Here is a 24,048-nt window from a genome sequence, read left to right on the forward strand (position 1 = left end):
AGCGCTAAAGATGTGCCGTGGCGGTGTTTGGGGTATTATATGCGCCGCACCGGGTAACCGGTGCAAAATATCAGTTCTATTGCGCGATGATTTACTGCGGTTAGCTGTCTAATAACTTATGTAACCCATTGAGCAGTAATTAAATTATCATCAGTAACCTCTCTGAAAGACAGGAACGTACACCATGCCAGTGTTACATAACCGAATTTCTAATGAGGAACTTAAAGCGCGCATGTTGGCTGAAACCGAACCGCGCACCACAGTTTCTTTTTATAAATATTTTACGTTGGAAGATGCAAAATCTTTCCGCGATAACCTCTACAGCCAATTTGTTAAGCTCGGTGTTTTTGGCCGGGTATATATTGCCAAAGAGGGGATCAATGCTCAAATTAGCGTGCCGGCTAATCAATATAATGAATTTAAAGTCGCGCTGTTTGCGGCCCATCCTGCATTGAATCAAGTGCGGTTGAATGTTGCGCATGAAGATGATGGCAAGTCATTTTGGGTGCTGCGAATGAAAGTTCGTGAGCGCATTGTGGCTGACGGTATCGACGATGATAGTTTCGATCCCAGTAATGTCGGGCACTATTTGAAGGCTGACCAGGTCAACCAGATGATTGATGACCCCGATACTTTGTTTGTCGATATGCGTAATCATTATGAATACGAAGTGGGTCATTTCGAAAACGCAATAGAAGTTCCGTCAGATACTTTCCGTGAACAACTGCCGATGGCGGTTGATATGCTGCAACATAACAAAGATAAGAATATTGTTATGTATTGCACTGGTGGGATTCGCTGCGAGAAAGCCAGCGCTTATATGCTGCATAATGGCTTTAAAAATGTTTATCACGTAGAAGGTGGGATTATCGAATATGCCCGCAAAGCAAAAGAACAAGGTTTACCGCTTAAGTTTATTGGTAAAAACTTTGTTTTTGATGAGCGAATGGGTGAGCGGATCTCTGATGATGTTATTGCGCATTGCCATCAGTGCGGTACCGCAAGTGATACACACACTAATTGTAAGAATGATGGTTGCCACTTACTGTTTATTCAATGCCCAGCTTGCGCTACCAAATTTGAAGGTTGTTGCAGCCAGATCTGCCAAGAAGAACTGAAGTTGCCGCAAGAAGAACAACGCGCTCGCCGTGCAGGGCGTGAAAACGGCATTAAGATTTTTAATAAATCGAAGGGATTGCTACAAACGACTATGCATATTCCCATGCCTGAAAAGAGCGCTGATAAGTAATATTCTGTGCTATTAAAAAAAGACGTTGTCGGTTATTTTATCCGCTAACGTCTTTTTTTTGCCGTTTTGAGTCGTGGCAGTTCCAATACAAGGATTAATAATGACAAAACCTGTGGTAAGTGGCCAAGGGTTGCGGTTAATTGCGATGCTGGCAATGTTGGTCGTGATTATGGCCGGGATCAAGGCGGCATCGCCTATTGTGGTTCCCTTTTTACTGGCGATATTTCTCGCTATTGTTTTAAACCCGTTGGTGAAGTTGCTCGAGAAAGTAAAGATCCCACGGACATTGGCGATCGTTTTACTGGTGACCATCATTGTTTTATTGATGGCATTACTGTTTGGCCGCATAGGTTCTTCATTAAATGAATTTGCCCGCTCAATACCGCAATATCGCGGAATGATGTTGGAAAAAATTCGTGACCTGCAAGAGTTCGCCATGCGCTTTAATATTGAGTTCTCGGTGGATGACATCATGAAACATGTCGACCCCAGCATGGCCATGAACTTTGTTACTAGCATACTTAGCCACCTTTCCGGTGCGATGGCGAGCACATTCTTGCTGTTAATGACCGTCGTATTTATGCTGTTTGAAGTAGAGCGTCTCCCTTATAAAATGCAGTTGATGTTTGATAACCCAGAACAAGGGAATGCGATTCTCAGACGCGCATTGAATGGTGTTACGCATTATCTGGTGATTAAGACAATTATTAGTATCGCTACAGGGATTGTCATTTGGCTATTCTTGGCCGCAATGGGGGTTCGGTTTGCTTTCCTGTGGGGATTATTGGCATTTGTTCTAAATTATATTCCCAATATTGGGTCAGTATTGGCGGCTATTCCACCGATTATTCAGGCTTTGCTATTTAACGGTTTTGCCGATGCATTAGCTGTGACCGGCGGTTATATCCTCATCAACCTGATTGGTGGCAATATTATTGACCCACGCATGATGGGCCGCGGTTTGGGGCTATCAACTCTGGTGGTGTTCCTATCATTGATTTTCTGGGGGTGGCTATTGGGGCCTATCGGTATGTTGCTCTCTGTACCCCTAACCATTATTGCCAAGATTGCATTGGAGTTAACACCGGCCGGATATAAATTTGCGGTGTTACTGAGTGATGGAAAGCCCGCTAAAATTGAGCCCGACACGCCAGCATCGTGACATAAACATTGGAGGGCCGCAGGTGGCAGTGATGCCTGTTGGCCCAACTCAAAAGAAGAGAGTAATAAATTAATAGAAAAAGAAATAAATATCCAGAACTAACAATATTAACCATAAACAGATATAGAGCATCAGATGCTCCCGCACATTATTGATAACTATTGAAAGCAATTTATTTAACATGCTACCTGCCTGCGACTAAAACAATCCCCCATTATAGGTATTTTTAATTGTGTAAACAACAAGATAAAAGTTAAATACGTAGCTATTAATCAAATAAATAACTGAGTAACAGATGCGGGCGAAAGGGCCAAGATTGGGGTGAGCTATATAAAATAGTCAAAGTAAAATGTAACCGAAATTTTTTAAACGCAAATCTTTTGCGTTATATTATTCCGGCTACATTACTATAATTGATTTTTTGTATCTTTATTTACTTCACTAAACCTTGAATATTACTTAGAGTATCTTACGCACCATGGAGAGTAAGTTCTAGTATAAGTATTTAAATACGTTATAAATAAAACATAGCTCCAAGCGATTCCTTACTTTTATTTTCTCAGTAATATGGCGTTTATGTGAGTAAACAGTGCTATCACTGATATTCAATTTTCTGGCTATGCGATAGTTAGGCATTTCTGTCATCCAGTAGCACATGACTTTATGTTCTTGTGGGCTGAACAGTGATGACGAACAGGGTTGCGCTGATTGACTTGCCTCCTGTGGTACATTGGATAAGTTTTGAAGCAGTTCAGGCAAATGCTTTTTAGCCAGGATTGAAACAGAGTCGGTCAGAGGAATAGGGTTTTCACTAAATGGATATGATGCATCCAGATAAATATAAACTTTGGCCTGGCCGCAGCAACTTATAAATTGTGCTAATAACGGACAGTGTCCACCAAACCGACAATATTGTGTAAGATTAACAATTATTATCTCAGGATTAAAATCATGAATAGCTAATGTTGCCTGCTCAACTGTAGGAACATCCATTAAATTGAGTGATGCAGAGTTATTTAAATAAGTATTTACCCCTGAACGGGTATAAAAACATTCGTCAATAATTAATATTTTCATGTGACATACATCCTTGTCTAACAGCAACCATACCTGATTGCATACTAGGATAAGTTAATCCTCTGATGACTAAGGCGTCAATTCGGGATTAACGATGTATTTTGCTGGATTTGACGAATAAAGTTCCTGACTATAACTCAGCTAATAGTTTTTTATGCTAAAGATAAAACATAATCAACGCAAGTGAATTGCCAATGATTCATTTGAAATAAGAATGGTCATTGGCAAGAACTTGAGTGCGTAAACGGTCAGTTTTGGCGTTAGGAATGTGTAAATCGCGCCAAAGAAAATGCAGAAATATCAATGGGTGACGATTTATCTTGTGCAAAAAGGGCGGCTATTTCACCCAGAGCAGTAGCGAACTTAAAACCGTGGCCACTTAATCCGGTCACTACCATAATATTGGCGTTATCCGGCAAAGTATCAATGATGAAATCTTCATCTGGGCTCATATCATAGCTACAGGCGGCACCGTGTAGACAAACTCCTACACCGGGTAAAAAGTTACGCAAAAAACCAAATACCTCGGTGCCATCTTCGGCATAACTGCCAAATGGCTTGCGTTGTGCTGCCGACTCGATAGGTTGCCCGCCATTATGTTTACCGAGTTTTAATTCATCATTTTGCGAGGGGAAACCGTAGTAATGAATGTTATCCGCTGTTTCTACCGTGAATGCCGGGAAATGGTTCCCTTCACTGTAACGGCCATCGGCATGATGCCAGGAAAAGACTTTGCGTATTGCTGTCACTGGCAATTGCGGCAGTAACTCTTTTACCCAGGTTCCGGCAGTAACAACCACTTTTCTGCCACTGTAAGTGCCATCAATAGTCACGACATCGACACCGTCATCTAAGGGTTCGATAGCAGTGACTGGGCAGTTGAAGAGAATGCCGCAACCGGCGTCAGTGACAGCTTTGATCAGGGTTTTTATCGCTAATTCTGACCGCAGAAAACCTGACTGCGGTTCAAACACGCCAATATAATTTTCCGGCACGGTAAATACCGGCCATTTTTCACGAACCTGTGTTGCATTTAGCGTTTCGACCGGTAAATTAAACTGTTGAGCACTTTGTTGCGCATTTTTCAGGAAGATTGAGTCATTTGGCCCCAAATTAAGCACACCGCTGGCTTGGAACAATTTCTCACCCGTCAGAGTAGACAGTTGATCCCAAAGTGTTTGGGCGCGCAAGACTAATGGAACATATTTCTCGCCCTCACCATAGGCATGCCGAATGATTCTGGTATCACCGTGGTGACTTCCGGCTTGATGAGGGGGCATGGCGCTGTCTATCATCAGGACTTTTAAACCGGCCTGTGAGGCGTAGTAACCTGTTGCGGAGCCGACTGAACCACTGCCAATGACAATTAAATCATAATCCATATTTTTCACCGTGATAAATAGCACTGCGGCCTTATTTAATACTATTTGAGTTGTAATTCAGTTCTTATCCTGACAATGACCAGAACGATTTAATTAAAGGCAGCAAGTAGCAATAAAATTAACACGATAGTAATAGCACGTGACTGGAGGGAGCAAAAGGGATGTTAGCAATATTATAGTATGAGCGGTTAATAAAAAGGCACCCAATGATATTCACGGATGCCTTTTTATGAGTATTGAAAATGGATGATGGGTAATAATTAATGTTTGCGATGATCCAAATCTTCGTATTCTGATGACTCAATTTTAGCGATGCCTGCTTCTAAGATATTTATTAATTGGCGCGCAACATCAGTCGTCAGCCAGAGTGTTCTATCAACCAGCGCATCTTCTGGCGGTTGATCCATGGAAGACAGGTAATGAAGACGTATCATCATCGCGTCATATACATCTACAGTGCTGATATCCCAACCTACGAGCGGGTGAGTCTGGATAACTTCATCATTTCTGTCCATAAAGACCCCTTATATAGTAGTTACTGACGGGAGTGACTAACGAGGATCAATGCGGCTCAATACCAAGTGAGCTTTTTTAGTATACGCAACCATTGATGAATGTGGCGATTATCAACAGATATTTACAAAATATTTATTTTATGATGATTAATTAATCAGAGAAGAAAAGATAAAAAGGGGGAATAGAAAGGTCATTTACCCATTGATATAAAAAAGCCGAGGAGCGACTCCCCGGCAAAACAGCACTTATCTACAGCATATTGCCGTGGGCTTACTGCGCATCGAACCAGTCGTCTGCGCTTTCCCATATTTCTTGTAATATTTCAGAGATAAGATCTTTATCCGTTTTAGCGCCGCCCAAAACAGAAAGATTATTGGCTCCAGCATAGCGCACTTGCACTGCGGTGGTGGTGTCTGGGAATTTAGTATTCAGTCGTTTGCTCAATTCATGGGTTAGTGCTTCGATAGCACCTGCGGGTAACGGGTTTTTTTTATCGATACTGACTTCAACACGCATATTTGGCCCTCCGAATATTTATACTGTTTATTTATACAGTATAAATATTCAGGCCGCAACTCTCAGCGAAAAAATTTTTAGCTGGAGAGAAAGTTGTTCGCTACAGCGCGAGTTATCAGGTTTTCACCGACCAATTAATCGTCTGCCCGGCCAGGAAAGGAATGATGGACTCAGTTCCTAATGGAATTTCCTCCGGTTGCTGGAAAGGCACCCGAATCAATTCAACAAAATCTTCGTTAACTGGCAAATCATAGAAACGCGGGCCATTTAATGAGCAGAATGCTTCCAGATGCTCCAGCGCATTTATCTCTTCAAATACAGTGGCATAAGCCGGCAAAGCGGAAGGTGCGTTGAAAACCCCGGCACAACCACATGAAGATTCTTTACGATGTCTGGTATGCGGCGCCGAGTCAGTCCCGAGGAAGAAACGGTCAGAGCCACTGGCAACTGCTTGACGCAAAGCTTCCTGATGCGTGCTGCGCTTGAGGATGGGCAAGCAGAACAGGTGAGGGCGAATGCCACCAACTAACATGTGATTGCGGTTGAACATCAAATGTTGAGGGGTGATGGTTGCAGCAAGAAAACGATTCCCTGCCAGTACATAGTCGGCAGCATCTTTGGTGGTGATGTGTTCAAAGACAATTTTCAGCTCAGGGAATCTACCACGGATAGGTTCCAGGATTTTGTCAATAAAGCGCGCTTCACGATCAAAGATATCAACGGCAGCATCTGTCACTTCACCGTGGATCAACAGCGGCATACCTATCTTTTGCATTTGTTCAAACAGCGGATAAATCGCTGGGATATCTGATACGCCGTGTGTTGAGTTGGTCGTGGCATTGGCTGGGTATAACTTGGCGGCGGTAAACACCCCTGCTGCAAAACCACGGGCCAGTTCGTTGGCATCCAGAGTATTGGTCAGATAGCACGTCATCAGCGGCGTGAATTTATGGCCCGCAGGAATAGCGGCCAAGATACGTTCGCGATAGGCAATAGCACTGGCAACTGTGGTGATCGGTGGGGTCAGATTTGGCATCACGATGGCCCGGGAAAACACCGCGGAAGTATAGGGCAGCAAGGTACTGAGCATTTCGTCATCACGTAAATGAATATGCCAGTCATCTGGGCGGCGAATTTTCAGGGTTTGAGGTTGTGCAGTCATTCAACGGGCTCCGCAGTCATGATGAGATATCGGGGTTTTTATGCTGTTTCCGGCGGGGTGTAAGGATAAGCGGAAAGTGCTCCGGATGCATCTGATTGTTACGGTTAAGTTGAAAACAATGCCAAAAGGGGCTCTTATAGAGAGGTTCCGAGTAAAATTGCCCAATCGGGTGAGCGATTGATTCATCGTCAAGTACGCTAATTAAATATACAGATGGGAGAATAGCTATGGAAGTCCGTGTTATTGCCAGTTTAGTGGCAAAACCTGAATTCATTGCCGAAGTGAAGACCGCAGTTCATCAGGTTATCGACCCGAGTCGTGAGGAAAAGGGGAATCTGCAATATGATCTCCATGCTGAAAGCGACCAAAAAGGTTCTTTTGTGTTTTTCGAGCGCTGGGCGTCTGACGATGCATTGGAAAAACATAATAAAACTGAGCATTTTAAAGAGTTTGTTAAAGCGATTGAGGGCAAGCTGGAAAGTCTTGAAATAAAGAAAGTGAAGCAGATAGCTTGAGAATATCGTCGAGATAAAAAAACCCGCCAGATGGCGGGTTTTGTCATACTAGGTCTGAATAATATTGCGGTTATTCGACCGATTGTGGCTTTGTTGCTGGCGCTGTTGCTTGCGTTGCAGCAGCATGACCACCTGCAGAGCCCTTACCTGCAAAATCAAAGGCTGGGCGCTCCCAGTGGCCTTGGTTCGGCGCGGCAGGAACATAATCTGGCGCCGGTGCTTTAGTCATTGGTGCTGAAGCATAGTGTTTGAATAACATACCCTCAGGGTGAACAACCACTGGCGCAGTATCAGCGGCTGGCTCAGTAATGTGCGCTTCTTCAACGACATTCTCGGCAACAGTCTCACTCACAACTTGCTCTTCAGCGGCCACTTCTGCCACGGGAGTTTCAGCAATGACTTCTTGTGCTGATTCCACAATAGTCTCTTTGGCGACAGTTTTTTCTACTGCAGCCTCTGGCTCGATGATGTCTGCAACCACAGTTTCAGGGGCTAGGGCCGCTGTAACCACCACTTCTTCGACTGTCGCCTCGACAGCAATTGGCGCAGATTCAGTTACGGCGATGGTTTCAGCCACCGGTGCAGCTTCTTCAACAGTAAACTCTTGCGCCGTTGTGGTTTCAACCACAGCTGGCTCAACAATCACCGGCACTGGCGCAACAACCGGTGCACGGCCAGGCACGGCTGCGGCTGAAGATGAAGAACCGCTAGGTTTATGCTGTGGTGCTGGCGCAGCAACTTCAGCAACGACCGGAGCAATGACAGCTGGGGCTGCAATAACCGGAGCAGCAATGGCTACAACGGCAACTTCTGCAACTGCTGGCATTTGCTCTATAGGCAATTGTTCTTCAACCGGGTTTTCTACAAAAGCCTGTTCAACAGATTGAGCCACTGGATAACGCACCCACACTTTACCTGATGCCATTTCTGGCGAGGCGAACGCACCAGCCAAAGGCATGGCAGACTGTGTTGGGTACCGCTCATCGCGATAACGACGACGACGTTGACCACTCACACGCAGGTGACGAGGTGAGCGGCGAGAACGGCGTGGCATGCCATTTTCATTGTTGGCATTGCGATCGTTAGCCAGCTCATCATCAGCCTGAACACTGGCCTGCGGCAGTAATTTTACTTCTTCCTGCACCATTGGCGCAGCAATGTGAGCAACAGACTCGCTGACAGTATTTTCCGGCGCTTTGTTTTCCAGCACATTCAGCTCATCATTCGCGGATTGAATACGGACTTTCTGATTCAATTGGCGGCGTTGACGGCGCTGCATAACCACTTGCTGGCGTTCTTCTTGCTCAGGCTGTACGCCTTCAACACCGGCGGCAACAACATCAACTTTCGCTTTAACATCCTGCGGTGACTGGCGTTTGTCATCCTGACGACGACGCTGGCGATCACCACGGCGTTGCGGCTGCTCATCACGCTGTGCTTTATCCGCGTCGACAGTATCAGCCTGCGCTTGTGGCGCAGTGACTTGCTGAGCTGGGCGCTTATTGCGGCGTTGATCTTCACGGCCTTCGCGATTGGTGTTATCACGGCTAGCATTGTCACGATTGTTATCACGAGCATTGTTATCACGAGCACTGTTATCGCGACCTTCGCGTGGCGTACGGTCACCGCGGTCTTTGCGGCCATTGTTCTGGCGGCGAGGATTACGACGATCATTACGACGATTTTCGTTAGTTTCCGTTTTTTCAACTGCCACTGGTTCCACTTCGGCTGCGGTCGACCCGCCAAAGAGACCTTTCAGGCCACTGAACAGACGGCTAAAGAAGCCAGGTTGTTCCGAAGTCGCTGATGCCGCTGCCTGTGGTGCTGCGGTTGGTTTAACTGCCGGCGCAGGAGTTGCTTCTGGTGGTACTTCAGTCGGCAGAGAGAACGTCGCCAGCGCCGGTTGCTCTGGGCGTTTGCGCTCAATAGTCGCTTCTTCCAACGGCTGCGCCATTTCTGCTTCATGCAGCTGCGGCAGCAAATAACTGAGGGAAGGGACTTCTTCACCTTTACGCACGCGCAGTACCGAATAATGCGGCGTTTGCATTTGATCATTCGGCACGATCACCGCACGCACACCACCCTGACGTTTTTCGATGGCATTAACGGATTCACGTTTTTCGTTCAGCAGATACGACGCAATTTGCACTGGCACAATCGCATGAACTTCATGAGTATTTTCTTTCAGCGCTTCTTCTTCAATCAAGCGCAGAATAGAAAGTGACAGAGATTCGTTGTCACGTACAGTACCAGTACCGCTACAGCGTGGGCACACATGGTGGCTTGACTCACCCAGTGAAGGGCTGAGGCGCTGGCGAGACATTTCCAGTAAACCAAAGCGCGAGATGCGGCCAATCTGGATACGCGCGCGGTCTTGACGGACGGCATCACGTAAACGGTTTTCCACTTCGCGCTGGTGGCGCACGGGGGTCATATCAATAAAGTCGATAACAATCAGGCCACCCAAGTCACGTAAACGCAACTGGCGCGCGATTTCATCTGCGGCTTCCAGGTTGGTATTGAAGGCGGTTTCTTCGATATCGCCACCCCGGGTTGCTCGGGCGGAGTTGATGTCAATCGCTGTTAGCGCTTCGGTGGTATCAATAACGATAGAGCCGCCAGAGGGTAGGCGCACTTCGCGTTGGAATGCAGATTCAATCTGTGACTCAATCTGGTAGTGACTGAATAATGGGATTTCACCACTATACAGTTTGATTTTGCTGCTGAAATCCGGGCGGCCGAGGGCGGCAATATGCTCTTTAGCCAGTTCGAGAACTTTAGGGTTATCGATCAGAATCTCGCCGATGTCCGGGCGCAGATAATCACGGAAAGCACGGACAATCACGTTACTTTCCTGATGAATCAGGAACGGAGCAGGGCGACCTTCAGCGGCTTTTTTAATCGCATCCCAGTGCTTAAGACGGAATGATAAGTCCCATTGCAATGCATCCGCGGATTTACCAACACCAGCGGTACGAACAATCAGACCCATGCCATCAGGCAATTGCAGGGAGGATAGGGCTTCTTTTAGTTCAGTGCGGTCATCACCTTCGATACGGCGAGAAATCCCCCCCGCACGTGGGTTGTTCGGCATCAGAACTAAATAACTGCCGGCCAAGCTGATGAAAGTGGTGAGTGCGGCACCTTTATTACCGCGTTCTTCTTTATCAACTTGGACAATAACTTCTTGGCCTTCGCGCAGCACATCTTTGATGTTTGGGCGGCCATGAGAGGAATAATTATTAGGGAAATATTCGCGAGAGATTTCTTTTAAGGGTAGGAAACCATGTCGCTCAGCGCCGTAATCAACAAAAGCCGCTTCCAGACTGGGTTCGATTCGGGTGATTTTACCTTTGTAAATATTCGCTTTTTTCTGTTCATGACCTGGGCTTTCAATATCCAAATCATACAGCCGCTGTCCATCTACAAGGGCAACACGCAACTCTTCTTGCTGAGTTGCGTTAATCAACATTCTTTTCATCTTTAACTTACTCGTTATTTTTACATTGTCATTAGAACTGCGGGCAAAATAACCTCATGGTCGGGTAAACCGATGACCCCGAGTCTTCTAGCAAAGCCGTCAACCTCACGGTTGTCGCCTGCATAGGGGCGCATTATTTCGGTAAGCCTGTGTTTCTTTCTGAAAAACAGCGCTTTTTATATAAAGGGCAGCTCACGAATATAAGACAACAGAGCTTTACCCACTTGCCGACCAAGCTGCAACCCGCAGCCCGCTAATTGCTTGATTTCACATTACGTCTTACGCCATTGCTGCGTTTTTGTGTGATCAGGCAAAGTTTATTATTCCACAAGTCTCTTGGTCTAACGAGAATCAACGCAGAATTAATCACATTATTCCATTGCTGACACTGATATAGCAAGATGACTTTACCTGTCTTCGTAAAGATTCTTTTACTGTATTCACAGTGTTGGCGGCTATCGTTGTCTTATTAAACAATAAATGCGCGCAAACGTTATCTTTAAATAGCCAGATTGACAGTTAAGCACAGAAAAAGGGGTGGCGCTAATTCCTCGGTGTATTTAGAATCGCGCCCCATGAAAACGAATAATCCAGCAGTACAATTAATCACCATTTCTGCCGACGAAGCCGGTCAGCGGATCGATAACTTTTTGCTCACTAAATTGAAAGGTGTGCCGAAAAGTATGATCTACCGTATCGTACGCAAAGGTGAGGTTCGCGTTAATAAAGGGCGTATTAAACCAGAATATAAGCTGGTTGATGGGGATGTGGTGCGGGTACCACCGGTACGTGTTGCCGAGCGCGAAGAAATACAGGTATCAGCTAAACTTGATAAAGTTGCTGCATTGGCCGATTGCATTCTATTTGAAGACGATTATCTCTTAGTGTTGAATAAACCATCGGGCACTGCGGTACATGGTGGTAGCGGTTTAAGTTTTGGCGTCATTGAAGCTTTGCGCGCGCTGCGTCCTGAAGCCCGTTTCCTGGAGTTGGTGCACCGCCTTGACCGGGATACCTCGGGTGTCTTATTGGTCGCCAAAAAACGCTCGGCTTTGCGTTCTTTGCATGAGCAGTTGCGTTTGAAAGGTATGCAGAAAGATTATTTGGCTTTGGTGCGCGGGCAATGGCAATCACATTGCAAAGCGGTGCAGGCGCCTTTGCTGAAAAATATTATGCAAAGTGGCGAGCGCATGGTGAAAGTCAGCAGCGAGGGCAAACCATCAGAAACCCGTTTTAAAATTGAAGAGCGTTTTGAGCATGCCACGCTAGTTAAAGCCAGCCCGATAACAGGCCGAACTCACCAGATTCGTGTTCACGCGCTACATGCAGGTCACCCGATCGCGTTTGATGATCGCTATGGTGACCGCGAGTTTGATCAGCAATTGCAGGGGACGGGGTTACATCGTTTATTCCTGCATGCCGCAGCCTTACGTTTTGACCATCCGAATACCGGTGAAACGATGTGCATTGAAGCACCACTGGATAATCAATTACGCCATTGTTTGTCGGTGTTACGCAAGAAAGCGGCGACTTAATGCTATCAGTTTTATAGTAATGGATTTATCCCTTGTTCAATTAACATTTGAGTCAGGGCGATTAACGGCAGGCCGATGAGCGTATTGGGATCACGGCCTGATAACTTATCAAATAATGTAATCCCCAACCCTTCACTCTTAAAACTGCCCGCACAATCCCAAGGTTGTTCTCGTGTTAAATAACCTTCAATTTCTGCGCGAGTCAATGTGCGGAAATAAACATCAAATGTTTCACAAAGACAATTATAGTTATCCGTTGCTGTATTTAGCAGCGCTAACCCAGTATAAAAAGTGACACATTGCCCACTGGCTTGTTGTAATTGTTTGACGGCATTCGCATGATGATGCGGTTTTCCGATGATGCCCCCGTTGATAACACACACTTGGTCAGAACCGATAATCAAGTGTTGTGGGTAACGAGCGGCAAGCGCTTGGGCTTTAGCCAGCGCCAAGCGCTGCACCAAATCACGGGCAGATTCGGCAGGCAAGGGGGCCTCATCGATTTGTGGTGCAGCCGTAATAAAAGGTAGTTGCAGCTTTTCCAGCACTGCGCGGCGGTAAGATGAGGTCGAGGCAAGAACCAGTTGTGGCATAATATTTTCCATAAATCGTGGCGTAATTTCGTCAGGCATTTTAAACTGTCTTCCGCTTCGCAAGCGAATATTGGTGAAAGGTGCAGTAAAACGGCCTTTTTCTTTGACTCTATGTCGTTACAAAGTTAATATGCGCGCCCTATGCAAAAGGTAAAATTACCCTTGACCATTGATGCGGTTCGTACCGCTCAGAAACGTTTAGATTACGCAGGTATCTATTCGCCTGAGCAGGTTACACGAGTAGCCGACTCAGTGGTCAGTGTGGACAGCGATGTCGTGGCCTCATTATCATTTAATATCGATAATCAGCGTCTGGCAGTTATTACAGGTCATGCGGACGTCGATGTAACATTGATGTGTCAGCGCTGCGGTAACACGTTTGCACATCATGTTCATACAACGTATTGTTTTAGCCCTATCGTCAATGATGAGCAGGCTGAAGCATTACCGGAAGCGTACGAGCCGATCGAAGTCGACGAATTTGGCGAAGTTGATCTGCTGGCAATGATTGAAGACGAAATTATTCTTTCACTGCCTGTCGTTCCGGTACATGATTCTGAACACTGTGAAGTGTCCGAGGCGGACATGGTATTTGGTAAACTGCCTGAAGAGGTGGAGAAACCTAATCCATTTGCCGTATTAGCCAGTTTAAAGAAAGTCATTAAGGAGTAAGGTCAATGGCCGTACAACAGAACAAACCCACTCGTTCCAAACGTGGCATGCGCCGTTCACACGATGCGCTGACCACTGCCACTTTGTCTGTGGACAAAACTTCCGGTGAAACTCACCTGCGTCACCACATCACAGCCGACGGTTTCTACCGCGGCCGCAAGGTTATCGGCTGAGTAGTACTTGCTAATCTTCTTTAGCAAGGCGATACCTTGACTTGTCTAACCCTCGCGTTAGATGCAATGGGTGGGGACTTCGGTCCCTGCGTCACAGTGCCTGCTTCATTGCAGGCACTGGCCTCTAATCCAACGCTAAAACTCTTGCTGGTCGGAAACCCCGACACCATCACTCCGTTACTGGTTAATGCCGATCCTTTGTTGCTGGAAAGGTTACAGGTAATTCCCGCTGAGCATGTGATCGCCAGCGATGCTAAACCCTCACAAGCTATACGCGCCAGCCGTGGTACTTCCATGCGTATCGCATTGGATCTTGTCAAAAATGGTGATGCAGCAGCCTGTGTGAGTGCAGGGAATACCGGGGCATTGATGGGGTTGGCGAAGATGACTATCAAGCCACTGGATGGAATAGAGCGCCCGGCATTGATGACGGTTATCCCAAATCAGCAGCGCAGTAAGACTGTGGTACTGGATTTAGGCGCTAACGTTGAATGTGATAGCACGATGCTGGTGCAATTTGCCGTCATGGGTTCAGTGATGGCAGAGGAAGTTGTTGGTATAACAAACCCGCGTGTTGCTTTGCTCAATATCGGCGAAGAGGAAACCAAGGGATTGGATAATATCCGCGAAGCCGCCGCAGTATTAAAAAATACACCGGCTATCAACTATATTGGTTATCTGGAAGGCAATGATTTGCTGACTGGCAAGACTGATGTCATGGTTTGTGACGGCTTCGTGGGTAACGTCACTCTAAAGACTATGGAAGGTGTGATAAGAATGTTCTTGTCACTGCTCAAATCATCGGGTGAGGGCAAAAAACAGTCATGGTGGCTTAAACTTATTGGCCGTTGGTTGCAAAAACGTGTGGCTAAGCGGTTCGGTCATTTGAACCCCGACCAGTATAATGGCGCATGTCTGTTAGGATTACGGGGCATCGTAATCAAAAGCCATGGTGCTGCGAATCAACGCGCATTCGCAGTTGCCATCGAGCAGGCTGTGCAGGCGGTGCAGCGGCAAGTCCCACAACGGATTGCCGCGCGCCTTGAAGCGGTTTTACCCAAGAGTGACTGATCGTACATGTATACTAAGATTCTCGGTACGGGGAGTTATCTGCCCGTACAAGTGCGCAGTAATGCTGATTTAGAAAAAATGGTGGATACATCGGACGAGTGGATTGTCACCCGAACAGGTATTCGTGAGCGGCGTATTGCTGACCTTGATGAAACCGTCGCCACTATGGGTTTCCAAGCAGCTGAAAAAGCGCTGGAGATGGCCGGTATTGCTAAAGACGAGATCGGGCTGATTATCGTGGCTACCACCTCTTCAAGTCATGCTTTTCCAAGCTCGGCTTGCCAGGTGCAGCAAATGCTGGGCATCAAAGATGCGGCCTCTTTTGATTTAGCCGCGGCCTGTGCCGGGTTTACCTATGCACTGAGTGTTGCTGATCAATATGTTAAAAGTGGCGCAGTCAAACATGCCATTGTCATTGGTTCAGACGTGCTTTCTCGTGCATTGAATCCAGAAGACCGCGGTACGATTATTCTATTCGGCGATGGTGCCGGTGCGGTTGTACTGGGAGCATCCGAACAGCCGGGTATTCTGTCGACCCATCTGCATGCCGATGGCAAGTATGGCGAATTGCTCGCCTTGCCGTATCAAGATCGCCAACAGCAACAGCTGCCAGCTTATGTCACGATGGCTGGCAATGAAGTGTTTAAAGTTGCGGTGACGGAACTGGCCCACATTGTGGATGAGACGTTGCAGGCCAATAATCTGGATCGCTCAGCGCTCGATTGGTTGGTGCCACATCAGGCTAACCTGCGTATTATCAGCGCAACAGCTAAAAAATTAGGCATGGGGATGGATAAAGTGGTGGTCACACTCGATCGCCATGGCAATACCTCTGCGGCGTCTGTACCTGCGGCGTTAGACGAAGCGGTACGAGATGGGCGTATTCAACGTGGGCAGTTAGTCCTGCTGGAAGCATTTGGCGGCGGCTTTACCTGGGGCTCTGCGCTGGTTCGCTTCTGATTTAACAGCACTTTTTTGGTTCAACAGGAAAGTAGAATGTCAAAATTTGCTTTTGTTTTTCCGGGCCAAGGTTCTCAATTCCTTGGCATGCTGGCTGATTTGGCCGCACAATTTCCGATAGTTGAAGAGACCTTCAGTGAAGCCTCTTCAGTGCTGGGTTATGACCTTTGGCAGCTGGTGCAACAAGGGCCCGCTGAAGAATTGAACAAAACGTGGCAGACCCAGCCCGCATTGCTGACAGCATCTGTTGCTATCTGGCGTGTTTGGCAACATCAAGGCGGAAAACTGCCCGCGATGATGGCAGGCCATAGTTTGGGTGAATACTCAGCGCTGGTGTGTGCTGGCGTGCTGGATTTCAAACAGGCGGTTCGTCTGGTGGAATTACGCGGTAAACTGATGCAGGAAGCGGTACCTGAGGGTACCGGAGCCATGTATGCTATTATTGGTTTGGATAATGAATCCATCGCCAAAGCTTGCGCAGAGTCAGCTCTTGGGCAGGTAGTTTCGCCGGTTAATTTTAACTCACCAGGCCAGGTGGTAATTGCCGGCAACAAAGAGGCGGTAGAGCGCGCCGGTGCGGCTTGTAAAGCTGCGGGTGCGAAACGCGCCTTGCCTTTACCCGTCAGTGTGCCATCCCATTGTGCGCTGATGAAGCCCGCAGCAGACAAATTGGCCATTGCACTGGAAAAAATTGAATTCCAGGCACCATTATTCCCCGTAGTGAACAACGTCGATGTGAAAATTGAAGTGTCACCAGAGGCTATCCGCAGCGCACTGGTGCGTCAGTTATACAATCCGGTACGTTGGACTGAAAGTGTTGAATTTATGGCAGCAGAGGGTGTTGAGCTGTTGTTAGAAGTTGGGCCGGGTAAAGTTTTGACTGGCTTGACTAAGCGTATCGTGGATACTTTAGCTGCAGCACCGGTAAACGATGTTGCCACGCTGACCAGCGCGCTTGAAAACTGAGAATGAGGATAACATGAGCTTCGAAGGAAAAATTGCGCTGGTAACTGGCGCTAGCCGCGGTATTGGCCGTGCGATTGCAGAATTACTGGCTGAACGTGGTGCCCGTGTTATTGGTACGGCGACCAGTGAGAAGGGTGCAGAAGCAATTAGCGCCTACTTAGGTGAGAATGGCAAAGGTTTAATGCTGAATGTCGTGGACCCCGCGTCAATCGAGTCTGTTTTGGCAACGATTCGTGCGGAATTTGGAGAAGTCGACATTTTAGTGAATAATGCAGGTATTACGCGTGATAACCTGCTGATGCGTATGAAGGATGAAGAGTGGCAGGATATTATTGACACTGATCTAACTTCCGTATTCCGCCTGTCAAAAGCGGTAATGCGCGCTATGATGAAAAAGCGGTTTGGGCGTATCATCACCATCGGTTCTGTGGTTGGGACAATGGGCAATGCGGGGCAGGTTAACTACGCGGCAGCTAAAGCGGGTCTGATCGGTTTTAGCAAGTCTTTGGCGCGTGAGGTTGCTTCACGTGGCATTACTGTCAACGTTGTGGCACCTGGCTTTATTGAGACGGACATGACGACGGCGTTGACAGATGATCAACGCGCAGGCATTTTAGCCCAAGTACCAGCTAACCGGCTTGGGCAAGCAAAAGAAATCGCCAGCGCTGTTGCATTTTTAGCCTCTGACGAGGCCAGCTACATCTCTGGTGAAACATTACATGTCAATGGCGGCATGTATATGATTTAAAAATCACGAAAGTATTTGCGTTATTTGAGGTAAAAACCGCAAAATAGCGTAAAATCGTGGTTTGACCAGCCGAGATTTAGTTGCATCTTTTTCAACATTTTATACACTACGAAAACCATCGCGAAAGCGAGTTTTGATAGGAAATTTAAGAGTATGAGCACTATCGAAGAACGCGTTAAGAAAATCATCGTTGAACAACTGGGTGTTAAAGAAGACGAAGTGAAGAACAGTGCTTCTTTCGTTGAAGATCTTGGCGCGGATTCTCTGGACACCGTTGAGCTGGTAATGGCTCTGGAAGAAGAATTTGATACTGAGATTCCAGACGAAGAAGCAGAAAAAATCACTACTGTTCAGGCAGCTATTGATTTTATCAACGCTAACCAGCAGTAAGCGTACATGCTTTAAGTTTAGATAGTTAGGCGGTCACTCGACCGCCTAAATTTTTTTGTCCTAAGTGTTATTTTCCCTCCTTGGAGGACAACCGTGTCTAAGCGTCGAGTTGTTGTGACTGGACTGGGCATGTTGTCTCCTGTCGGTAATACAGTCGAATCCACATGGAAAGCTGTTCTTGCCGGGCAGAGTGGCATCAGCCTGATCGACCATTTCGATACTAGTGCCTATGCAACGCGATTTGCTGGCTTAGTAAAAGATTTTAATTGTGAAGATTACATTTCGCGTAAAGATGCGCGCAAAATGGATGCTTTCATACAGTACGGTGTCGCGGCTGGCATGCAAGCCATGCAAGATTCCGGGCTTGAAGTAACAGAAGCTAATGCTTCCCGTATCGGTGCCGCTATCGGTTCTGGTATTGGTGGATTGGGTCTGATTGAAGAAAACCACACCTCGTTGGTGAACGGTGGGCCACGCAAAATTAGCCCATTCTTCGTGCCTTCAACCATTGTTAATATGATTGCCGGCCACTTGACCATTATGTATGGTCTGCGTGGGCCAAGCATCTCTATTGCCACAGCATGTACTTCTGGTGTGCACAACATCGGCCACGCGGCGCGTATCATTGCTTACAATGATGCTGATGTCATGGTGGCCGGTGGGGCTGAAAAAGCCAGTACGCCACTGGGTGTCGGTGGTTTTGGTGCTGCTCGTGCATTATCTACTCGCAACGATAACCCACAGGCGGCAAGTCGCCCATGGGATAAAGACCGTGACGGTTTCGTGCTGGGTGATGGTGCTGGCATGATGGTGCTGGAAGAGTACGAACACGCGAAAAAACGTGGTGCAAAAATCTATGCAGAAGTTGTTGGGTTTGGGATGAGCAGTGATGCTTACCACATGACCTCGCCACCGGAAGACGGTTCTGGCGCAGCTCTGGCCATGGTGAATGCATTACGTGATGCCGGTGTGAGCACCTCTCAAATTGGTTATATCAATGCCCACGGCACGTCAACTCCTGCTGGCGATAAAGCCGAAACGCAGGCAGTTAAGTCTGTATTTGGTGAAGATGCCTATAAAGTGATGGTCAGTTCCACCAAATCCATGACTGGGCACTTGTTAGGTGCAGCGGGTGCCGTTGAGTCTATCTTTACTGTGTTAGCGCTGCGTGATCAGTCCATTCCAGCCACCATTAATCTGGATAACCCAGATGAGGGTTGTGATTTGGATTTTGTTGCGCATGACGCTCGCCAAGTCAAAAATATGGAGTACACCCTGTGTAACTCCTTCGGCTTTGGCGGCACTAACGGCTCTTTGGTTTTCCGTAAGGTATAACCTGCATTGTGTCATGCCAACGGCTAAAAAGACCCGGTTTTCCGGGTCTTTTATTAAGTGCGCTGCGCGTTTTCTTCAAACATCCCGCCATAAAAATTGTCTTAAAATAGCTATTGGCTTAAATCTGATACTGTACCCATTCCATGTAAAGAGAGTCTGAATGTTCTGGATTAATGGTGTTGAACAAAATTTGATTTCAGCTTCAGACCGCTCGGTGCAGTTTGGCGATGGCTGCTTTACTACTGCCAGAGTCTCTCTCGGCCGTGTGGTGTGGCTTGATAAACATATACTGCGCTTGCAGCAGGCGACAGCGCGGCTATTAATGCCCACTGTAAATTGGAATGCATTGACCAAGGAAATGGTTGAGGCGGCAAGTCATACTGAAGATGGTGTGCTGAAGGTGATTATCAGCCGCGGGAGCGGCGGACGGGGTTACAGCGGCATGGCATGTCAGCATCCCACCAGAATCATTTCCCTCAGTGATTACCCGGTTCATTATCATAGCTGGCGTGAACGAGGGATTGCATTGGCACTCAGCCCAATATTTCTCGCGCGCAGCCCATTGTTGGCGGGTGTTAAGCACTTGAATCGGCTGGAACAAGTCTTGATTCGTGCGCATCTTGACCAGACTGCCGCGGATGAAGCGCTGGTACTTGACACTGAAGGTATGCTGGTGGAATGCTGTGCGGCTAATTTATTTTGGCGTAAAGGTGATGAAATCTTTACCCCCGACCTGAGCCAATCAGGAGTTGATGGTATTATGCGCCAGAGAATTATTGCGTGTCTGGCGGCTCTTGGCAGGTCAGTGGCGATTGTCGCGCAGCCGCCAGCGGTGTTGGCCGATGCTGATGAAGTTATCCTGTGCAATGCCCTGATGCCGATACTGCCCGTGAGTCGCATTCAGGAGCGGGAGTATCACTCGCGGCAACTATTTGATTTTCTTAGTCAACATTGCTGTGATATCTGAGCCATGATTGGCAAAAGTTTGGTTCTTGGTGTTTATGACGACGTTTAATTTGAAGATGGCCGCCCGATGAAAATAAAAAGCACCAAAGCATTAATCCTGTTTATAGCTATCTGTTTGGGATTAGTGCTGGTGGGTTACCAGAGAGTGCAACACTTTGCGGATAAACCTCTGGCTATCCAGCAAGAAACCCTGTTTAAACTCCCGACAGGTACTGGGCGGGTTGCTTTGGAAAACTTGCTGCAACGTGATGGCCTAATTAAAAATACCCGTTGGTTCCCGTGGCTGCTGCGTATTGAGCCAGAGTTGGCTAAATTCAAAGCGGGGACTTATCGTTTTACCCCCGGAATGACCGTGCGCGGCATGCTAGAACTGCTCGCCAGTGGTAAAGAAGCCCAATTCACGGTGCGCTTTGTGGAAGGTAAGCGGCTGCGTGATTGGCTGGATGAATTACAGCAATCAAAATATATAAAGCACGTATTAGCTGGCAAGAGCGATGCGGAAATTGCCGTCTTGCTGGGATTGAAAGACAGCGAGCATCCTGAAGGTTGGCTCTACCCGGATACCTATTCATATACTGCGGGCACCACTGACTTGGCATTACTCAAACGTGCCCATGTGAAGATGGAAAAAACAGTCGATGAAATTTGGCAAGGGCGTGATAAATCATTGCCTTATAAAACACCGGGTGAATTAGTCACCATGGCGTCAATCATCGAAAAAGAGACCGCCGTCAATGAGGAACGCAGCAAAGTGGCGTCGGTATTTATCAACCGCTTACGTATTGGTATGCGGCTGCAAACTGACCCGACGGTAATTTATGGCCTGGGGGATAAGTATAATGGCAACATCAGCCGTAAAGACTTAGACACGCCAACGCCTTATAATACTTATACAATTTCCGGTTTGCCACCAACGCCGATTGCCATGCCGGGGCTGGCATCACTCACTGCAGCTGCCCATCCGGCGAAAACCCCCTATCTCTATTTTGTGGCCGACGGCAAAGGGGGCCATACTTTTACCACCAATTTAGCCAGTCATAATCAAGCGGTGCGGGTTTATCGGCAATCGCTCAAGGATAAAAATGAACAGTAAATTTATCGTTATTGAAGGGCTTGAAGGGGCCGGGAAAACTACCGCCAGAGACACCGTGGTTGCCACGCTGCGCGCCCAAGGGATTAACGATATTGTCTTTACCCGTGAGCCGGGGGGGACGCCGCTGGCAGAAAAACTGCGTGACTTGATTAAACAAGGTATTGCCGGTGAAGTGCTGACGGATAAAGCTGAAGTATTAATGTTGTATGCGGCTCGCGTGCAATTGGTTGAAAATGTTATCAAACCGGCGCTGGCGCGTGGCAGTTGGGTGGTCGGCGACCGCCATGATTTGTCCTCACAGGCCTATCAAGGTGGAGGGCGCGGGATTGATAGCGCGTTGATGACATCATTACGTGACACGGTATTAGGTGAGTTTCGCCCCGATTTAACATTGTATCTGGATCTCCCGCCGGTCGTCGGTTTGGCGCGCGCTCGCGCCCGTGGCGAATTAGACCGCATTGAACAAGAGTCATTGGCCTTTTTTGAGCGCACTCGCGCACGTTATCTTGAGTTAGCCGCCGCAGATTCCAGCATCAAAACTATTGATGCTTCCCAGCCTATTGAGCAGGTAAGTGAATCTATCAGTCAAGTGCTCAAGCAGTGGCTGGCCAACCGAGAAACCGCGTAATGAAATGGTACCCATGGCTAAGTGCGCCGTACCGTCAGTGGGTAGGGCAGCAGATTGCTGGGCGTGGCCATCATGCATTATTGCTGCACTCCCTGCCTGGCAATGGCCAAGAAGCGCTCATTTACGGCATCAGCCGCTGGCTAATGTGCCAGCAGCGGCAAGGCGAGAAAAGCTGTGGCGAATGCCATAGTTGCCGCCTGATGTTGGCAGGTAATCACCCTGACTGGTATATGCTGGCAGCGGAGAAAGGCAAAAGCAGCATCGGTGTTGAGTTAGTGCGCCAACAGATTGAAAAACTTTATTCTCATGCTCAGCTTGGCGGCGCAAAAGTGGTGTGGTTGCCCCATGCCGAGTTACTGACTGATGCTGCTGCCAATGCATTACTCAAAACGCTGGAAGAGCCGCCGGAAAAAACCTATTTTTTGCTCGATTGTTATCAACCGACCAGTTTGCTGGCAACATTGCGCAGCCGCTGTTTTTACTGGCACCTGGCCTGCCCGGATACGGCGCTCAGTCTACAATGGTTACAGCGGCAAGTTCAGGCGGAGCCCATTTCGATGCTGGCCGCACTTAAATTAAGTGAGGGAGCGCCGTTGGCCGCAGAACGGCTGCTCCAACCCGAGCGCTGGGCAATCAGAGCCGCCATGTGTGGCGCGTTGAGCACTGCCCTGCACAGTTCGGATTTACTGTCGTTGTTAGCGCAGCTTAACCATGATGATGCCGCTGAGCGCAGCCAGTGGCTCTCTTCGTTAGTGCTTGATGCGCTAAAATGGCAGCAAGGAGCCGGTGAGTTTGCGGTCAATCAGGATCAATTACCGCTGGTGCAGCAACTGGCGCAAATTGCCACGACGCCGGTATTACTTGAGTCCGCGAAGCAATTGAGCCATTGTCGCCATCAATTATTAACAGTGGTGGGGGTTAATCGTGAATTATTGCTCACCGAGCTGCTGCTCAACTGGGAAACCGCCCTGAGCACTGGGGCAGTTTCCACCTCATCTTCATTAAATACCTAGAAAACTTGGATTATTATGTTGTTAGTCGATTCTCATTGCCATCTTGATAGCCTTGATTACCAGACGCTGCATCGCAGTGTCGATGATGTATTAGCCAAAGCACAGGCGCGAGATGTGGGTTTTGTCCTGGCGGTTGCCACCACATTGCCGGGCTTTTCGGCTATGACATCTCTTATCGGGGAGCGAAAAAATGTCGCGTTTTCCTGTGGTGTTCACCCGCTGAACCTTGATGGCGGCTATGATTTTCAGCAACTTGCCACTCTAGCCGCGGCAGATAATGTGGTGGCGATGGGGGAAACCGGGCTGGATTACTTCTATCAGCAAGATAATATCCCACTGCAACAAGCTTCTTTCCGCGAACATATTCGTATTGGCCGCAAATTAAATAAGCCGGTGATTGTGCACACCCGTGATGCGCGTGAAGACACATTGGCTATTTTGCGCGAAGAACAGGCGCAAGAGTGTGGCGGGGTTTTACATTGTTTTACCGAAGATAAAGCCACCGCAGCCATGTTATTGGATCTTGGTTTTTACATCTCATTCTCTGGCATTCTCACTTTCCGTAATGCTGAGCAACTGCGTGAAGTGGCCCGCTACGTGCCGCTGGACCGACTGTTAGTTGAAACGGATTCGCCTTATCTGGCACCGGTTCCACATCGTGGCAAAGAAAACCAACCGGCCTATGTCCGTGATGTTGCAGAATATATGGCGGTACTGAAAGGAGTTAGTCTTGAGTCCCTGGCTCAAGCCACGACAGATAACTTCTGCCGGTTGTTTCATCTGAACTCAGTACAACTTGCCAGTGAATCGCAGTAACTTCCTTAATAATACTTTTTTTTAAGCTC

The 24,048-nt window shown here is 47.7% G+C and carries 25 protein-coding genes; 17 read left to right on the forward strand and 8 right to left on the reverse strand.

The features are described 5' to 3' along the window. Positions 1-184: 184 nt before the first annotated feature. Positions 185-1,249, forward strand: coding sequence for an oxygen-dependent tRNA uridine(34) hydroxylase TrhO (gene trhO / locus D5F51_RS06380; protein WP_129195918.1), 1,065 nt, complete (start codon positions 185-187; stop codon positions 1,247-1,249). A 100-nt stretch (positions 1,250-1,349) separates the two neighbouring features. Further along, positions 1,350-2,411 carry an AI-2E family transporter gene (locus D5F51_RS06385; RefSeq protein WP_129195919.1) on the forward strand — a complete coding sequence of 354 codons (1,062 nt, stop codon included), beginning with the start codon at positions 1,350-1,352 and terminating at the stop codon, positions 2,409-2,411. A 69-nt stretch (positions 2,412-2,480) separates the two neighbouring features. Here D5F51_RS06385 and D5F51_RS06390 read toward each other — a convergent pair whose 3' ends face one another. The 6 genes from D5F51_RS06390 to pyrC all read right to left on the reverse strand — a co-directional run bounded on the left by D5F51_RS06390 (position 2,481) and on the right by pyrC (position 7,064). Further along, positions 2,481-2,594 carry a DUF2770 family protein gene (locus D5F51_RS06390; RefSeq protein ID WP_025378708.1) on the reverse strand — a complete coding sequence of 38 codons (114 nt, stop codon included), beginning with the start codon at positions 2,592-2,594 and terminating at the stop codon, positions 2,481-2,483. A gap of 309 nt (positions 2,595-2,903) precedes the next feature. Beyond that, a complete protein-coding gene (locus D5F51_RS06395; protein ID WP_129195920.1) occupies positions 2,904-3,488 on the reverse strand; it encodes a LuxR C-terminal-related transcriptional regulator in 585 nt (194 codons plus the stop codon). Between the two features lie 260 nt (positions 3,489-3,748). Next, the gene (gene solA, locus D5F51_RS06400; RefSeq protein WP_129195921.1) at positions 3,749-4,870 is read right to left on the reverse strand and encodes an N-methyl-L-tryptophan oxidase; all 1,122 of its coding nucleotides are present in this window, start codon (positions 4,868-4,870) and stop codon (positions 3,749-3,751) included. A 260-nt stretch (positions 4,871-5,130) separates the two neighbouring features. Then, positions 5,131-5,385, reverse strand: coding sequence for a biofilm formation regulator BssS (gene bssS, locus D5F51_RS06405; protein WP_025378705.1), 255 nt, complete (start codon positions 5,383-5,385; stop codon positions 5,131-5,133). A 271-nt stretch (positions 5,386-5,656) separates the two neighbouring features. Further along, a complete protein-coding gene (gene dinI, locus D5F51_RS06410) occupies positions 5,657-5,902 on the reverse strand; it encodes a DNA damage-inducible protein I (RefSeq protein ID WP_025378704.1) in 246 nt (81 codons plus the stop codon). 115 nt (positions 5,903-6,017) lie between these two features. Beyond that, positions 6,018-7,064: a dihydroorotase gene (pyrC, locus tag D5F51_RS06415; RefSeq protein ID WP_129195922.1), complete on the reverse strand. Its 1,047-nt coding sequence runs from the start codon at positions 7,062-7,064 to the stop codon at positions 6,018-6,020. A gap of 227 nt (positions 7,065-7,291) precedes the next feature. On the opposite strand from pyrC, the gene D5F51_RS06420 reads away from it, so the two are divergent. Beyond that, positions 7,292-7,579, forward strand: a complete 288-nt coding sequence (locus tag D5F51_RS06420; RefSeq protein WP_129195923.1) for a putative quinol monooxygenase — start codon at positions 7,292-7,294, stop codon at positions 7,577-7,579. Between the two features lie 70 nt (positions 7,580-7,649). Here D5F51_RS06420 and rne read toward each other — a convergent pair whose 3' ends face one another. Further along, positions 7,650-11,060, reverse strand: a complete 3,411-nt coding sequence (gene rne / locus D5F51_RS06425; protein ID WP_129195924.1) for a ribonuclease E — start codon at positions 11,058-11,060, stop codon at positions 7,650-7,652. A 575-nt stretch (positions 11,061-11,635) separates the two neighbouring features. Between rne and rluC the strand changes: the two genes are divergently transcribed. Continuing rightward, a complete protein-coding gene (rluC, locus tag D5F51_RS06435) occupies positions 11,636-12,595 on the forward strand; it encodes a 23S rRNA pseudouridine(955/2504/2580) synthase RluC (RefSeq protein WP_129195925.1) in 960 nt (319 codons plus the stop codon). An 11-nt stretch (positions 12,596-12,606) separates the two neighbouring features. Here rluC and D5F51_RS06440 read toward each other — a convergent pair whose 3' ends face one another. Further along, the gene (locus D5F51_RS06440; RefSeq protein WP_129195926.1) at positions 12,607-13,188 is read right to left on the reverse strand and encodes a Maf family protein; all 582 of its coding nucleotides are present in this window, start codon (positions 13,186-13,188) and stop codon (positions 12,607-12,609) included. 141 nt (positions 13,189-13,329) lie between these two features. On the opposite strand from D5F51_RS06440, the gene yceD reads away from it, so the two are divergent. The 13 genes from yceD to D5F51_RS06505 all read left to right on the forward strand — a co-directional run bounded on the left by yceD (position 13,330) and on the right by D5F51_RS06505 (position 24,019). Continuing rightward, a complete protein-coding gene (yceD, locus tag D5F51_RS06445) occupies positions 13,330-13,860 on the forward strand; it encodes a 23S rRNA accumulation protein YceD (RefSeq protein ID WP_025378698.1) in 531 nt (176 codons plus the stop codon). Between the two features lie 5 nt (positions 13,861-13,865). Next, positions 13,866-14,033, forward strand: a complete 168-nt coding sequence (rpmF, locus tag D5F51_RS06450) for a 50S ribosomal protein L32 (RefSeq protein WP_002210931.1) — start codon at positions 13,866-13,868, stop codon at positions 14,031-14,033. A 36-nt stretch (positions 14,034-14,069) separates the two neighbouring features. Next, the gene (gene plsX, locus D5F51_RS06455) at positions 14,070-15,104 is read left to right on the forward strand and encodes a phosphate acyltransferase PlsX (RefSeq protein ID WP_025378697.1); all 1,035 of its coding nucleotides are present in this window, start codon (positions 14,070-14,072) and stop codon (positions 15,102-15,104) included. A 6-nt stretch (positions 15,105-15,110) separates the two neighbouring features. Next, complete coding sequence (locus tag D5F51_RS06460) at positions 15,111-16,064, forward strand: beta-ketoacyl-ACP synthase III (protein ID WP_129195927.1); 954 nt, start codon at positions 15,111-15,113, stop codon at positions 16,062-16,064. 36 nt (positions 16,065-16,100) lie between these two features. Then, positions 16,101-17,030, forward strand: coding sequence for an ACP S-malonyltransferase (fabD, locus tag D5F51_RS06465; protein ID WP_129195928.1), 930 nt, complete (start codon positions 16,101-16,103; stop codon positions 17,028-17,030). 13 nt (positions 17,031-17,043) lie between these two features. Continuing rightward, positions 17,044-17,778, forward strand: a complete 735-nt coding sequence (fabG, locus tag D5F51_RS06470) for a 3-oxoacyl-ACP reductase FabG (protein WP_025378694.1) — start codon at positions 17,044-17,046, stop codon at positions 17,776-17,778. A 153-nt stretch (positions 17,779-17,931) separates the two neighbouring features. Beyond that, on the forward strand, positions 17,932-18,168 hold the full coding sequence (acpP, locus tag D5F51_RS06475) for an acyl carrier protein (protein ID WP_002220787.1): 237 nt from the start codon (positions 17,932-17,934) through the stop codon (positions 18,166-18,168). 93 nt (positions 18,169-18,261) lie between these two features. Then, a complete protein-coding gene (fabF, locus tag D5F51_RS06480) occupies positions 18,262-19,503 on the forward strand; it encodes a beta-ketoacyl-ACP synthase II (protein WP_129195929.1) in 1,242 nt (413 codons plus the stop codon). Between the two features lie 160 nt (positions 19,504-19,663). After that, positions 19,664-20,470 carry an aminodeoxychorismate lyase gene (gene pabC / locus D5F51_RS06485; protein WP_129195930.1) on the forward strand — a complete coding sequence of 269 codons (807 nt, stop codon included), beginning with the start codon at positions 19,664-19,666 and terminating at the stop codon, positions 20,468-20,470. Between the two features lie 66 nt (positions 20,471-20,536). Next, complete coding sequence (gene mltG / locus D5F51_RS06490; RefSeq protein ID WP_129195931.1) at positions 20,537-21,562, forward strand: endolytic transglycosylase MltG; 1,026 nt, start codon at positions 20,537-20,539, stop codon at positions 21,560-21,562. After that, the gene (gene tmk, locus D5F51_RS06495; RefSeq protein WP_025378690.1) at positions 21,552-22,190 is read left to right on the forward strand and encodes a dTMP kinase; all 639 of its coding nucleotides are present in this window, start codon (positions 21,552-21,554) and stop codon (positions 22,188-22,190) included. Before mltG ends, tmk begins: the two co-directional genes overlap by 11 nt. Then, positions 22,190-23,203 (forward strand): DNA polymerase III subunit delta', encoded by a 1,014-nt coding sequence (gene holB / locus D5F51_RS06500; RefSeq protein ID WP_129195932.1) that lies wholly within the window; start codon positions 22,190-22,192, stop codon positions 23,201-23,203. Before tmk ends, holB begins: the two co-directional genes overlap by 1 nt. Positions 23,204-23,218: 15 nt before the next feature. Next, a complete protein-coding gene (locus D5F51_RS06505) occupies positions 23,219-24,019 on the forward strand; it encodes a metal-dependent hydrolase (RefSeq protein ID WP_129195933.1) in 801 nt (266 codons plus the stop codon). Positions 24,020-24,048 lie beyond the last annotated feature (29 nt).

It is taken from the genome of Yersinia hibernica (genome assembly GCF_004124235.1).
GTDB classification, from domain to species: domain Bacteria; phylum Pseudomonadota; class Gammaproteobacteria; order Enterobacterales; family Enterobacteriaceae; genus Yersinia; species Yersinia hibernica.